This window comes from Streptomyces viridochromogenes, assembly GCF_001270495.1.
Taxonomy (GTDB): Bacteria; Actinomycetota; Actinomycetes; order Streptomycetales; family Streptomycetaceae; genus Streptomyces; species Streptomyces viridochromogenes_A.
In genome coordinates, this window is sequence record NZ_LGUR01000159.1 from 1 (window position 1) to 287 (window position 287).

Here is a 287-nt window from a genome sequence, read left to right on the forward strand (position 1 = left end):
CACCGAGGCTGCTTGGGCGTAGGTCCAGTGGTGGGGGATGGGGGTGATGGTGCGGTGGTCGGCGATGGCGTGGGGGCTGATGGTGGCGGGGAAGACGCCCATGACGCGGTCGCCGATGGTGAATTCGGTGACGTCGGGTGCGGTTTCGGTGATGGTGCCGGCGCCTTCGCTGCCGAGGGGGGCGTCGGGTTCGGGGTACATGCCGAGGGCGATGAGGACGTCGCGGAAGTTGAGGCCGGCGGCGTGGATGTGGATGCGGACTTCGCCGGGGTTGAGGGGGCGTTGGG

Annotated in this window: 1 protein-coding gene; it reads right to left on the reverse strand. The window is 69.7% G+C overall.

Translation table 11 applies throughout. The features are described from left to right. Positions 1-287, reverse strand: a 287-nt coding sequence (locus ADK36_RS16490; RefSeq protein WP_159391164.1) for an alcohol dehydrogenase catalytic domain-containing protein, incomplete at both ends; no start/stop codon positions are given.